General features: G+C 58.6%; 10 protein-coding genes, 1 rRNA gene and 1 pseudogene. 7 read left to right on the forward strand and 5 right to left on the reverse strand.

Annotated features, from left to right (window positions below):
* The first annotated feature begins 64 nt into the window (after nucleotides 1-64).
* From RGM3321_RS16445 to RGM3321_RS16455, 3 genes are all read left to right on the forward strand, one after another.
* Nucleotides 65-2086: an acyltransferase family protein gene (locus RGM3321_RS16445; protein WP_244393947.1), complete on the forward strand. Its 2022-nt coding sequence runs from the start codon at nucleotides 65-67 to the stop codon at nucleotides 2084-2086.
* 65 nt (nucleotides 2087-2151) lie between these two features.
* Nucleotides 2152-2811 (forward strand): HD domain-containing protein, encoded by a 660-nt coding sequence (locus tag RGM3321_RS16450; RefSeq protein ID WP_244393964.1) that lies wholly within the window; start codon nucleotides 2152-2154, stop codon nucleotides 2809-2811.
* 118 nt (nucleotides 2812-2929) lie between these two features.
* The gene (locus RGM3321_RS16455; protein ID WP_244393948.1) at nucleotides 2930-4594 is read left to right on the forward strand and encodes a methyl-accepting chemotaxis protein; all 1665 of its coding nucleotides are present in this window, start codon (nucleotides 2930-2932) and stop codon (nucleotides 4592-4594) included.
* 71 nt (nucleotides 4595-4665) lie between these two features.
* Here the strand turns inward: RGM3321_RS16455 and can are convergent, their stop codons facing one another.
* Entirely contained in the window at nucleotides 4666-5304 is a 639-nt protein-coding gene (can, locus tag RGM3321_RS16460; protein WP_244393949.1) for a carbonate dehydratase, read from the reverse strand.
* Nucleotides 5305-5480: 176 nt separating this feature from the next.
* Between can and RGM3321_RS16465 the strand changes: the two are divergent.
* Nucleotides 5481-5844, forward strand: a pseudogene (locus tag RGM3321_RS16465) (serine kinase/phosphatase).
* Nucleotides 5845-5854: 10 nt separating this feature from the next.
* Here the strand turns inward: RGM3321_RS16465 and rimI are convergent.
* On the reverse strand, nucleotides 5855-6307 hold the full coding sequence (rimI, locus tag RGM3321_RS16470) for a ribosomal protein S18-alanine N-acetyltransferase (RefSeq protein WP_002552084.1): 453 nt from the start codon (nucleotides 6305-6307) through the stop codon (nucleotides 5855-5857).
* Complete coding sequence (locus RGM3321_RS16475) at nucleotides 6300-7103, reverse strand: energy transducer TonB (protein ID WP_244393950.1); 804 nt, start codon at nucleotides 7101-7103, stop codon at nucleotides 6300-6302. The genes rimI and RGM3321_RS16475 overlap by 8 nt, the downstream gene beginning before the upstream one ends.
* 144 nt (nucleotides 7104-7247) lie before the next feature.
* On the opposite strand from RGM3321_RS16475, the gene mksB reads away from it, so the two are divergent.
* Genes mksB through mksF form a run of 3 tightly spaced genes read left to right on the forward strand, consistent with a single transcriptional unit; the run spans nucleotide 7248 to nucleotide 12038 of the window.
* The gene (gene mksB / locus RGM3321_RS16480) at nucleotides 7248-8525 is read left to right on the forward strand and encodes an Mks condensin complex protein MksB (RefSeq protein WP_244393951.1); all 1278 of its coding nucleotides are present in this window, start codon (nucleotides 7248-7250) and stop codon (nucleotides 8523-8525) included.
* Nucleotides 8515-9222 carry an Mks condensin complex protein MksE gene (gene mksE, locus RGM3321_RS16485; RefSeq protein ID WP_002552081.1) on the forward strand — a complete coding sequence of 236 codons (708 nt, stop codon included), beginning with the start codon at nucleotides 8515-8517 and terminating at the stop codon, nucleotides 9220-9222. The genes mksB and mksE overlap by 11 nt, the downstream gene beginning before the upstream one ends.
* Nucleotides 9219-12038: an Mks condensin complex protein MksF gene (gene mksF / locus RGM3321_RS16490; protein ID WP_244393952.1), complete on the forward strand. Its 2820-nt coding sequence runs from the start codon at nucleotides 9219-9221 to the stop codon at nucleotides 12036-12038. The genes mksE and mksF overlap by 4 nt, the downstream gene beginning before the upstream one ends.
* A gap of 60 nt (nucleotides 12039-12098) precedes the next feature.
* Here the strand turns inward: mksF and RGM3321_RS16495 are convergent, their stop codons facing one another.
* Complete coding sequence (locus tag RGM3321_RS16495) at nucleotides 12099-12677, reverse strand: plasmid pRiA4b ORF-3 family protein (protein ID WP_244393953.1); 579 nt, start codon at nucleotides 12675-12677, stop codon at nucleotides 12099-12101.
* A gap of 100 nt (nucleotides 12678-12777) precedes the next feature.
* Nucleotides 12778-12893, reverse strand: a 5S ribosomal RNA gene (gene rrf, locus RGM3321_RS16500).
* Nucleotides 12894-12902: the final 9 nt, after the last annotated feature.

Below are 12902 nucleotides of genomic sequence, written 5' to 3' on the forward strand. Positions count from 1 at the left end.
CTGGCGGTAGCTATTGCAGCGCGCATTTGCCGCCTTTCACCACTTCATGTATCGAGCACACTTCATGGGCATTCCTCATAACCCGGCGCTCGGCTATCGACCCGAAATCGATGGCTTGCGCGCGCTCGCGGTGATCCCGGTCATCCTGTATCACGCGGGTTTGCCGTTATTCAGCGGTGGATTCGTAGGGGTCGACATCTTTTTTGTGATCTCTGGCTATCTGATCACCTCGATCATTCTTGCGCAGATGCTCAATGGCAGATTCTCGCTGATCGATTTCTACGAACGGCGCGCCCGGCGCATTCTGCCAGCGTTGTTCGTGATGATGCTGGTCTGCCTGCCTGTCGCGTGGTTGACGCTCGACCCTTCTGACCTGAAATACTTCGCCAAGAGCTTGGTGGCGGTGCCGACCTTCTCATCCAACGTACTGTTCTGGCTGGAAAGCGGCTATTTCGACGCAACCGCTGAACTCAAACCCTTGCTGCACACCTGGACGCTCGCAGTAGAGGAGCAGTACTACCTGTTTTTTCCGCCGCTACTGATGCTGGCCTGGAGCATGGGCCGCAAGTGGCTGGTTGTACTGCTGATCGCCGCTGCCCTGGCGAGCCTTGCGCTGGCGGAGCTGGGGGCGCGTCATAACGCCAGCAACGCTTTTTATCTGCTGCCTGCACGCGCCTGGGAATTGCTGACGGGCTCGTTCATCGCCTTCTACTTTGCCTGGTGCCCGCGCAGCGTCGATAGCGCCGGCCATCTCGATCAGGCGGCGACGCTGCTGGGCATTCTGCTGATCGGTTATGCCGTAGTTTTTTTTGACAGCAGTACACCTTTCCCTGGCCTCAACGCGCTAGTGCCTGTGCTGGGCGCGGCGTTGATCATTGTCTTCGCCAATGGTCAGACCTGGGTCGACAGAGCACTGAGTTCACGAGTACCGGTTCTGATCGGCATGATCAGTTACAGCGCTTACCTTTGGCATCAGCCCGTCTTTGCCTTCGCTCGTCAGCGCAGCCTGATTGAGCCGGACCTGCCGCTGATGCTGGCGTTGACCGTACTGTCGCTGCTGCTGGCCTGGCTGAGCTGGCGCTTCGTCGAGCAGCCTTTTCGCAAGGCCGGCGCATTCAACCGTCGTCAGATCTTCGCCTCGGCAGGCGTTGCTTCCACGCTATTTGTCGCGCTGGGGCTGGTCGGCTATCTCAATAATGGCTTTAGCCAGCGCTTCGCTGTCGATCCGGCGATGCATCAGGCATTTGTCGACCCGCAGATACGCGAAAAATGCGACCGGAACCTTGATAGCCAAGGCTGGAATGTCGATTTTTGCCTGTTCGGTCTTGCCGACAGCAACGTCGTACCGGAGATGGCCCTGTTTGGTGACAGCCATTCCGAAGCGCTGTTATCGACGTTTGACGCCGCTGCGCGGGATCAGGGCAGAACCGTCGCGCATATCGGTCTGGGCGGTTGCCTGCCCTTGCTCGGCGTGGATGTCGCCAACGGCAACTACCCCGCCGGGGTATGCGAGGCGCTGGCCAATCGCGAGTTTGAATACGTGAAGCAGCGTCAGATCAAAAAGGTCGTGCTGGTGGCACGCTGGACGCTGTACACCGACGGCGATTACGGTGAGCGCAAGATGAGCAAGTATTTCCTGACCTCCCGTAGCCACCCGGAAAAAAACCGGGAAAACTCACGAGCAGTGTTCAGGCAGGCACTTGAAACCACGATAAAGGCCTACCGCGGTATCGGCACCAAGATATTCATCGTCGCGCAGGTGCCGCAGCAATTGATCAACCCCGAGAGTCTCTACTACCGCCTGGCCCGGGACGCCTCGGACAGTGATGCGCAGAAGCTGCAGCGGGTCAGTGAACTGTCGGTGCCGGTGGAAAAACATGCTCTGTTGCAACGCTTCACTCGCGAGTTGTTCCTGCACGCCAGCCAGGCGAAGCAGATCAGGTTGATCACCCTGGATGAAGCCTTTTGCAAGGACAAGCAATGCCTGATTGGCGACATGAACTCGTACTACAAGGACTTCAATCACCTCAACGCCAAGGGCGCAGGCCTGCTTGCCGGCCAGATCAGCCATATTCTTGACCAGTGACAGGGTTTTATCAGGCGGAATTGTCTGTAATGCTGATACCCGCACAGACGCCTGAGGACCATCGCATGACCGCCGCCAGCTTCGCCCCGTTTCAGGATCTGGCCAGCCTGCTGATCCCGCACACTCATGCAGAGAAAATCGATGGCGCGCACGACGTCTCGCACCTGCTGCGTGTCTGGAAAAACGTCTGCGCCATCCGTGACCGGGAAGGCGGCGATGCCCGTGTACTGATCGCCGCCACACTGTTACACGACTGTGTTTCGGTCGAGAAAGATTCACCGTTTCGCTCCAGCGCTTCGCGACTGGCGGCAGCACGGGCTAGCGAATTGCTTACCGAGATGGGTTGGGACGAAGAAAGTACCGCTTCGGTTGCCCATGCTATCGAAGCACACAGTTTTTCGGCGGCGATAACCCCGTTGACGCTGGAAGCCCGAATTCTGCAGGACGCCGACCGTCTGGATTCTCTGGGCATGATCGGCGTGGCTCGAACCTTTTACGTATCGGGGCGGATGGGCAGACGGCTCTACGAACCGAACGACCCGCATGCCCGCCAGCGCCCGCATGACGACATGAACTTCGCCGCCGACCACTTTCATACCAAGCTGCTGCACCTCGCCGACAGCTTTCAAACCGATACCGGGACACAGATGGCGAAGATCAGGCATGACCGGCTGAAGCGCTTTCTGGATGAACTGATGGAGGAAATCGGCGCGCCCAAGCCATGAGTGCTTGCCTGTTTTAAACATAAACATCAGATGTCACAAAGACATCACACAACTGCCCTATAAACGGCTCTCCGAGAGGTCTGTGTGTTTATAGGGGTTGTGTGCCGTGAAAAGATTTATGCCTCGTTTCCTGCGTCGGCAAACCACAAGGCCAGCACTATTGCGCCGCTTCAGGATCACCCTGCGCCTGGTGATCTGTTTTGGTATCACTTCCCTGTTGATGGTCGCGCTGGGGGCTTTCTGCCTGCTGCAGATGCAGGAGATCCGCAATCAGGGCGAAGCCGTTGAGAGTGGAGCGCTACCCAGTATCGCCATGGCCGATGCCATCGCCATCGGGCTGGTCAAACTGCGCAGCGAGACCACAAGGCTGATCGCCAATGCCGACGATCCGGGTGCGGTCATCAACAGCAAGATCAATGTCGAACAGCTCAAGAACGAAGTCGAGAAAGGTTTCTCGGAATACCTTGCGCGCGTTCAATCGGGCACTGAACATGACTCTATCGTCGCGTTGCAGGATGCCTATAAGGCGTTCATGCCCGGCTTGCAGGATCAGATCACGCTGATCGAGCAGAACAAGCTGGCTGAGGCCAGAATGCTGGCCAATACCATGCTCGCGCTGCAAGGCGACCTTATGGACATGCAGGTGCAGTTGCTGCGCGAGCTGAACAAACAGAGCGCTGCCGCCGCCGTAGAGTCAGCAGGCACCCGCTACGAGCAGGCACGAGTCATTGCGCTGAGCGTCATCGCCGTCGTGTTGGCTCTGACCCTGCTGCTGGCCTGGCGTCTGAGCGTCAGCATCATTCACCCGGTCCGCCAGGCTTTGCACATTGCCAGCACCATTGCCGATGGTGATCTGACAGAGCACCGGATACCGGATGGCAAGGACGAGACCGCGCAGTTGCTGATCACGCTGGGGCGCATGCGCACCAACCTGCACGGCACGATTGATCAGATATACGCAGCGGCGACGCAGTTGTCGCAGTCGGTCCAGGAGATGGGCACCATCGCCGAAGCCAGTGAGCTCAATCTGCAATTGCAGAACAACGAAATCGAGCAGGCCGCAGTCGCCGTCAACCAGATGAGTCAAGCGGCCATCGAAGTAGCAGGCAACGCCAGCAGCACCGTGACCGAATCACAGGCGTCGACCCAAGCGGCAGCGCAAGGACAGGAAAAACTGTCGGCGACGATTCTTTCGATCAAACAACTGACTGAAAACGTGCTGGACTCCTCGCATCAGGCTGAAGGACTGGCCGAGCGCACGCAGAGCATCAGCAGCATCCTCGATGTGATTCGCGCAATCGCCAACCAGACCAACCTGCTGGCCCTGAACGCCGCCATTGAGGCAGCCCGGGCGGGCGAAGCCGGGCGCGGATTTGCCGTGGTGGCTGATGAGGTTCGTTCACTGGCGCAACGCACTAGCGCCTCGACAGCAGAAATCGAAGGGCTGATCAACGGCGTGCAGCAAAACACTCAGCAAACGGCCAGTTCGTTGCGTCACACGGCAACGCAAGCCAGCCTGACGCTTGAGCAAGCTGCATCAACTGGCGAAGCATTGACCGTGATCATCCATTCAACGGCCACCATCAACGACCGCAACCTGCTGATTGCCAGTGCAGCAGAACAGCAAGCCCAGGTCGCGACTGAAGTAGACCGCAACCTGAGCAGTATCCGCGACCTGTCGAGCCAGACAGCGTCAGGCGCGCAGCAGGCCACCTTGGCGAGCAATTCGCTGTCGATGCTGGCGACTGATCTGAACCTGATGGTGCAGCGCTTCGTGCTGTGATGACCTGCCTGCCGCCAACCAGTGGTCACGAAAACAGACTGGCTGGCGATAGTGCAACCTGAGGGCGGCTGTCAGTCCTGCGGACGCAGACGGTACTGCGGCGGCAACTGCTCGAAACCGCTGATGGTCACGTCGAGGCTTTTCCAGCGACCGTCCTTGATGCCGTAGATGCAGCCATGTACAGACAGGCTCTGCCCACGGTGCCAGGCGTTCTGCACAATGCTGGTGTGACCGACGTTGGCCACTTGCTGAATCACGTTCAGCTCGCACAGACGGTCGACACGTTCTTCCTCGGTCGGCAGCTTGGCCAGCACTTCACGGTTTTCGTAATACAGATCACGAATCGTGCGCAGCCAGCCGTCGATCAGGCCAAACTGGCGGTCCTGCATGGACGCGCGTACACCGCCGCAACCATAGTGGCCCGTAACCAGAATGTGTTTGACCTTCAAAACGTCCACTGCGTACTGGATCACCGAGAGGCAGTTGAGGTCGGTGTGCAACACAACGTTGGCCACGTTGCGATGGACGAACAGATCGCCGGGCAGCATGCCGACGATTTCGTTGGCCGGGACACGTGCATCCGAACAACCGATCCATAGGAACTCAGGCGTTTGCTGGCGAGCCAGCTTGGCGAAAAACTCGGGGTCTGCCTGCTTTATCGCATCGGCCCAGCGTGCATTGTTATCAATCAGGTCTTGTAGCTCGTTCATGCTTTGACGCCTCGATAATGATGCCCAGCCTTGGACTGGTGTCAGATCCTTCAAGTCACGGTCAACAAAAAAGGAATCTTCAAAGTCATGGCCGGTCCACTTTTTACGACCACCTGAAATGAGGATTTCCCAGGAATGATTCACGCCGTCCGTTCGGTGCCACCGAACCGCAACCCATCGACGATAACGAAGACCGCATGGGCTCCATGGAAACACTCGATTTCGACGAGGAAGAACCGGGCCGTATCGGCGATCTTATCCCTGAAGGCGAGCTGAAACATGAAATTCCGGATCAACGCGTGCGTGAGGCAGGCCTGACGGGGGCTTCCACGGATGACCATCATTCGACTGACGATGATCTGTCTCCGGAAACCCATGATCCATGAAGACGGCGCCCGCTCACCGAACGAGCCAGGCGAAGACGTCCCGGCCGACCTGGATGTTACGGTCGTCGATGAAGATGACATTGGCGGTGGCAACGGCCTGGACGAAGAAGAACTGGCCATTGTCGACCCGCTGGACGGCAATACCCAGCGCTGACAGCGCTGTACTACTCGAAAAGCGTGCAGGCCATGACCACAGCGTCTTCGCGGCCGCCGACTGCCGGGTAGTAATCGCGACGCCGGCCTATCTCGTTGAAACCGTAGTTTTCATACAGACGATAGGCTGGACGGTTGCTGTCACGCAGTTCCAGAAAGCATTCCCGCGCGTTTAGCTGATAAGCACGCTTCATCAGATGATCCAGCAGCAGCAAGCCAAGACCACGGCCCTGATTTTCAGGTTTGACGGTGATATTGAGCAGATGTGCTTCATCGATGATGACCTGAATTACACCGTGCCCGACCTGCTGCGCGCCTTCGAACATCAGCCAGATCTCGTAGGACTTGAGGCCATCGAGAAAGATGCCGCGTGTCCAGGGATGACTGAAGGCTGCGTATTCGATTTTCAGCACCGCATCCATATCGGCTTCGGTCATGGGGCGGAAGGTTACGGCATCACTCATCGATCGATTTCCAGCGCGTCATCAGCCGACGCATGGCTTTCCAGACATCGGCCTTGCGCTCAGGCTCGTCCATCATTAATTCAAGACCCGGCAACGCCCAGGCAGTACCCAGGCCTTCGATCTGCAATTCGCGGTTATAGGATTCGGCGTCGGCTTCACCGGCGAACTTCATAGACGGCAAACCGATCAGCCACAGGCACGCACAGGGTTCATCCTCAAGCCGGGCGCCGACAAAGCCTTGCACGAAGTCGCGCGCCGCCTCCGGCCCCTGATCCATCTGACCACGCACCAGCAACGGCCAGCGCACCGGTTCGCCGATAATCTGCGGGCTGTCGGGCAGACCGGCAGCGCGCAGCATGTCCTTGAGCAGCAGGTAGGACGGATCGCGGCTCTGAAACGGCTGACCGGTGGTCAGCTCTACCAGCAGCAGGCAACGTCCGGCACGCAGCAATTGCAGAGCAAAACGCGGTGGCGGCACAACTGCGGCCTTGGGCGGCGCAGGCGCGACCTCTTCGACCGGGGCAACTGTGCGCGTGCTGGCCAGTGACGGACGCGGCACCTCGACCTTCGGGCGCTCGGGCTGCCGGGCGATCGGCACAACGTTCGCAGCTTCGACCGGCGCAGCGTGCGCAGATGGCGCGGCAGCAGGCGCAATGTTCTGCACCTCGACCGGCGGCGGCAACGGCACAAGCAGTTGCGGACGTGACGGCGCGGCGAATGGCAGTTCTGTGCGCGGCAGCCAGTTGACCACCTGCATGGCAGTCAAATAAGCGCGGCGACGGGACTCGTTGAGCAAGGGTCAGCCACCTGTGGATAAGTTAAGCGCGCAATTCTAGCGTTGTTCGCCTTTTTGCGCTGCAGCATATCGCCCGCAGGTGAAATATCAGGCGACTGATGCAGTACAATTGCCGCTTTTCACTTGCCAACAGTCGGCCTAACGATGATCGAACCCAAGCGCGTCCTGCGCGCCCTTGCCGAGCACTGGGCGCTACTCGAGCCCTTATGCGAACACTTCGACCAGGGTACGTTGAGCCTGAGCGAGCTGCGCCTGCAATTGGCCGCTCAGCAGCAGGACAGCACCCCGCAAGACATCACCAACCTGCTGGACGTGTGGATTCGTCTGGACATTCTGGTGCCCGTCGCGAAAAGTCCGAACCGCTTTGAGCTCAACGCACAGATCCATGACTTCCTGTCCTACCTGCGCCGCGAGCACCGGCTGGGCCTGTGCCTGGAAATCGAGGCTTATCTGCGCCATCTGGAGCGCCTGGCCGGTTACATTCAGGACGCGTTCGATATTCGCGATGCCAATGATCTGGCCAGGCAGCTGCGGCTGCTGGACATGCGGGTGCGCGACGTTCTCAAGAAGCTCGCCAACGACGAACAGGCACTGGTCGCGGTAGCCGACCGGGCCAAGACCAGCGACCGACAGATCCCCTTGCGCCAGCGGTATGCAGAAGTTCTGGCCACCTGGGACGAATACGTCGAGCCGATGATTCAACTGGTCAATGCCGACGGCGCTTTCGAACAGGGTGTGCGCAAGGTCGAGAATGTGCTGCTGCGCCTGCTGACCGAGCAACAACGCCTCGGTCATCTGGTCGACGACGACATGCTGCTGCGCACCCATGCGCGCATTCTGGAGATGCAGACCAGCGCCCAGCTGACCTTGCGTCATGCACGCGAGCTGCTGTTGCCGCTGCGCGAGGAGGCACGTCGCCATAACGCGGTGACCCGCGGCGCGGCGCTGGCCTTGTCGGCGATTCGGCGCAAGGGTCTGGACGCAGTGCCACAGGCTGCCATGCCATTGTTTACCCGCCCGCAAAGTACCTTTCTGGGCAGCGCGAGTCAGGTCGAGGCTTATGTCTATGCCTTGGCGCGCTTTGAACCCAAGCCTGCGAAATTCCCCAAGGCCAGTGGTACACGCAAGGGCGAACCGCCCCGCGCGCCACGTACGGTCAAGGAAATGCTCGAGCGCTGCGAAAGCGCCCTGCCGATGCCTGACCTGATGGTCTGGCTGCTGGAGCAGGAACCGACCGGCGAAACCGACGAGCTGTTGTACTGGTTCTCGCGGTTGTCGCGGGACAAGCGCTTCGCCCGTGAACGCCTCGAGCGTCGCGAATATTTCACCCGGGAGCACCGCGTCAGCCTGCGCTCCTTTGCCCTGCTCGCCGCAAAAGACGAGCAGCCAGAGCATTCCGAGAGCCCCGTTCATGCATCTTGATCTATCCGAAATGTCCCAGCTCGCGCCGATCTTTCGCGAGTTGTTCAAGGGCTATCACATCAGCCGCCGTGACCCGGAGCTGTATGCCCAACTCTCCAACTGCCAGGACCAGTACCGCGCGCTGTTCAAGGCACTGGGCTACGAACTGATCTGCGACACCCGTGGTTTCTACTATTTCGTGCCTGAATTGGCCGCCGCACAGGTCAACAAGACCGCTCAACGTCTGGCGCTGTTCACCTTCATCCTCGTCGAGCATCTGGCCGATCAGGGCCGTGACCCGATGGCCGTACTGGATGGCGGCAGTCTGGGCCGCGACGAACTGCCTTCGATGCTGGAAAAGTACCGGGACCTGTTTCTTCAGGCGGAAGTGCAGACCCAGGAAGAGCTGGAAGAGAAGATCATGCGCCGCATGACGCAACTGGGTTTTGCCAGTGAAGAGGTCGGTATCTACCGCTTCCTGCCACCGATGCACCGTTTTCTCGATGTGTGCCTGTCGGTGCAACAGGACCGCGATCTGGCGGCCAGCCTGCATAGCGCCCTGCCACTGCCAACGCCTGTGCTCATCGATGACGACAGCGACGAGAAGCTGCTGGAAACCGATGACCCTCTGGACCTGGCTGAATTCGGTGAAGAAACCGAGGAAGAGGCACTTGCCCGGGCAATCGCCGATGAGCAACGACAGGAGATGGACACATGAGCCAGGAACGTTATGGCATCCGCCGCTTTGCCCTGTTGAACACTGCCGGTTACAGCCTCGGCCTGTTCCCGCTGGAAAACCCGCTGTCGGTGTATGGCGCGAACAACCTGGGCAAGAGCGCCTCGATCAACGCCCTGCAATTCCCGATTCTGGCGCGCATGTCGGACATGAGCTTCGGCAAGTACAGCCTTGAGCAGTCCCGGCGCTTCTACTTTGCCACCGACACCAGTTACATTCTGGTGGAAGTCTCCCTGCCCCACGGCCCGCATGTGATTGGCGTGGTAGGCCGCGGCCCGGGTGGCGGTTTCGGCCATCAGTTCTTCGCCTATGCCGGCGAGCTGGACTTGGGTCATTACCAGAAGAACGACACCTGCCTGCGTCAGAAAGAGCTGTTCAGCAACCTGGAAAGCCAGGGCCTGAAAGCCTACGAACTCAAGCCGGACGAGCTGCGCCGCCTGCTGGTCGGCGGTCATACCTCGATCCCGCTGGACCTGACCCTGATCCCGCTGCGCTCCACCAGCGAGCAGAGCCTGAAGACGTTCCGTGCGCTGTTCATCAACCTGCTGCACATGCGTGAAATCACGGCAGCCAAACTCAAGCAGCTGTTTCTCGATGCCTTCGAGCACAGCCTTCGTTCGGGCAGCGTCGACTACATCGCCGCCTGCGAAGAGGCTTTCCGCGACGTGCGGCGCATGGAGCAGGATTACAACTCGCTGGTACTGGCTGGCCCGCTGGTCGAGGCGCTGGCTGCCGGAGTCAAACAGCGTGATCTGTTGCGCGGCAAACTGCATCGTCTGTCGCCAATCCTTGATTCACTGCTTGGCACCTGGTCGGACTACTCTGGCGCGCGCAAGGAAGAACTGGTCGCTCAGGCCGAGCATTACCGTGCTCAGCAGGATGAGATGCAGAACGATCAGCGCAGCAGCACTCAGGAACTGATGCGTCTGGAGCGCGAGATCAGCAGCATCCAGCGCTGGGTCGGCGAGCTGTCGGTGCTGAAGAATCGTTTCGCGCTGGTCGATGACGTCAAGGTGCTGGAGCAGCAACTGCTCGCAGCCAAGGATGCTCACGATGAACTGGCCGGTGCACTGGCCCAGTCGCGGCAGTTCAGCGCCGAAGATCTGGACGAGCGTCTGCGCGATCTGGAGAAACGCCTCAAGTCGGTCAAGCAACAGCTCGACCACGCGGACAACAACAGTTACGCCCGTTTGCGTGAAGAGTTCTCCCAGCCGGATGTAGAACGCCTGATGCGCCTGTTCAACAGCGCGCTGTTCAGCCTGCCATTGGGTGAGCAAGGTATTGCGCTGGACGATAACGATGCGTGGGTAAAATCGCTGGAAACCATTCTGGATGGCTTCAAAGGCGATCAATTCACCGTACCCGGGCTGACCATCAACCTGTCGAGTATCGAGCCTCCTGCCCTGCAGGCGCTGGCCGATCGTGCTGCGCTACGCGATCAGAAAGAGCGTCTGGAGAAAGAACTCAAGCAACTGAAAACCCAGCAGGCTGTGGCCGCCGACCGCGCGGCGAGCAAGACCCGCACCGAGGCGCTGTATCAACAGGTGCTGGATGCTCAAAAAGCACTTGAAGACTTCCGCCGCTGCCAGACCTTGAGCGCGGAGGAGTCCGGCAAGCTGGAAGAGCTGGCGCAGATGGAAGCCGCTCAGGATGAACTGAAACGCTCCAGCGATGCATTCACCGAACGCGTCCAGCAGCTCTCGGCCAAGCTGCAACTGATCGCCCGTCAGATCGGTGATATGGAATCCAAGCAACGCACGCTGGATGACGCACTACGCCGCCGCCAGTTATTGCCGGCGGATCTGCCGTTCGGCACGCCGTTCATGGACCCGATTGATGATTCCATGGATAACCTGTTGCCACTGCTCAACGATTACCAGGACAGCTGGCAAGGTCTGTTGCGCAGCGATGGGCAGATCGAAGCGCTGTATGCCCAGGTTCGCCTCAAGGGTGTGGCCAAGTTCGACAGCGAGGACGACATGGAGCGTCGCCTGCAACTGCTGATCAATGCCTACGCACACCGTACCGATGAGGCGCTTACGCTGGGCAAGGCTCGTCGCGCTGCGGTCACGGATATCGCCCGTACCCTGCGAAACATTCGTAGCGACTACGACAGCCTTGAGCATCAACTGGCGCTGTTCAACCGCGAGATCAACAAACGCCAGGTGTCGAACCTGGCAAGCTTCCGTATCGTGCTCGCGCCGAACAAGGAAGCGCTCAAGCACATCGACCAGATTATCCACAGCGCCGGGCAATATGAAGAAGGCGAAACGCTGTCGGTCTTCGACCTGAGCCAGAGCGCCGAGCAGGACAACAAGAACGAAGAGGCCAAGGAGTATCTGGCGCGACTTGTGGCTGCCAACCATAACCAGTTGGGCTTGAAGGACTTGTTCGAACTGGCATTCGAAATCACCAAGGTCAATGGTCAGCCGGTTATCCACACCGATATCGACGGCGCAGCTTCAAATGGTACGACGATGACCATCAAGGCACTGACCAACATGTACTTGTTGCTGCACTTGATGGATCGGGATCAGGCTGGTCGGGTGCGCTTGCCTTATTACCTGGACGAAGCAGCAGACATCGATGAGAAGAACCAGGCTGCACTGCTGGAAACGAGCCTGCAACTAGGCTTCGTCCCGATTCTGGCAAGTGTGAAGCCACAGGTCTCGGCACATGTGGCTATCGACCTGGAAGGCGGCAGCGGGCCTAACGGGATATACATCGATGAGGCTGACTGGAAATACATTCAGCGTCGCGATGAAGTGAAGCCAGCGGTTCCAGAAGTAGCGTCGTAAAGACTGTCAGTTGTAACCGGAAGGCCGCATGAGAATGCGGCCTTTTTTGTTGTCTGGAATTCAGACCTTCATACCGTACAACCCATAATTAACGCGAGTATGGTCAAAGAAGGCTGGGTCGAAGCGATCGCCATACCATCCGAGCATGTTGTCGTGATCGGGATGATCGGGCTTTGTGATTGCTGCGAGAAACTCCGAATAGCCCCAGCTGCCACCTACGTCTTCCGGTGGGCAAGCATTAGCCCCATCAATGCAGTAAGGCACCTGAGGGCAGGATCCTTCGGGCAGTTTCTTCTCGACTTTGATCTGGTGATCCCAATTGTCTCCAAAGTCGTAAAGATAGCCAAACGTCTTTTTACCGGCCAGCGTTTTGATCAGTGTCTTCCTGTTCTGGGAGTTTACAGGAGGCCCCATGCCATCAGCATTTTGAATGCCGTAACGCTCACCGCCAATTTCGAACTCATGCAGATGCCCACCTTCCCAGCCCATTACCCACTGAATGACGGCATGCAATTTGACCAGAGTAATCGTTTCAGGCACGACCACGCGACGCCATACCTTGGGCTTGACCTCTTTCAGCTGAATGTAGAGCACCAGCAGATCTGCTTTGGGCTTGGTTGATAGAGTGTTTTTAGCCATGCACCTGACCGTCCTGTCGTATTGGAAGCGGTATAAAATATCAAAATCCAGACAAACAAAAACCCTCAACGCGTAAGCGATGAGGGTTTCTGGAATTTAATCTTGACGATGACCTACTCTCACATGGGGAAACCCCACACTACCATCGGCGATACATCGTTTCACTACTGAGTTCGGGATGGGATCAGGTGGTTCCAATGTTCTATGGTCGTCAAGAAATTCGGG

The organism is Pseudomonas sp. RGM 3321 (assembly GCF_022836805.1).
Taxonomy (GTDB): Bacteria; Pseudomonadota; Gammaproteobacteria; order Pseudomonadales; family Pseudomonadaceae; genus Aquipseudomonas.